The sequence below is a fragment of the Priestia sp. 3CA3 genome, assembly GCF_056836725.1.
In genome coordinates, this window is the sequence record NZ_JBXENJ010000045.1 from 1 (window position 1) to 417 (window position 417).

At 43.4% G+C, this 417-nt stretch carries 1 tRNA gene and 2 rRNA genes; all 3 read left to right on the forward strand.

Annotated elements, in window-relative coordinates:
- Positions 1 to 104, forward strand: a 23S ribosomal RNA gene (locus AC1VNJ_RS26870); the annotation flags it as partial.
- A gap of 111 nt (positions 105 to 215) precedes the next feature.
- Positions 216 to 331, forward strand: a 5S ribosomal RNA gene (gene rrf / locus AC1VNJ_RS26875).
- A gap of 9 nt (positions 332 to 340) precedes the next feature.
- A tRNA-Asn gene (locus AC1VNJ_RS26880) sits at positions 341 to 415 on the forward strand.
- Positions 416 to 417 lie beyond the last annotated feature (2 nt).

Here is a 417-nt window from a genome sequence, read left to right on the forward strand (position 1 = left end):
TAAGCTAGTAAGATCCCTGAAAGATGATCAGGTTGATAGGTCAGAGGTGGAAGCGTGGCGACATGTGTAGCTGACTGATACTAATCGATCGAGGACTTAACCAAATTTTTAAAAGCGTAAGCTTTACTCAGCAACCTGTTATCTAGTTTTGAAAGAACAAAACTTTTTCAAAAAAAGTCTTGCTTTCTTTATCAAATCATGTATAATATAATTTGTCTGGTGGCGATAGCGAAGAGGTCACACCCGTTCCCATACCGAACACGGAAGTTAAGCTCTTTAGCGCCGATGGTAGTTGGGACTTTGTCCCTGTGAGAGTAGGACGTTGCCAGGCTATTATTATTCCACAGTAGCTCAGTGGTAGAGCTATCGGCTGTTAACCGATCGGTCGTAGGTTCGAGTCCTACCTGTGGAGCCAAC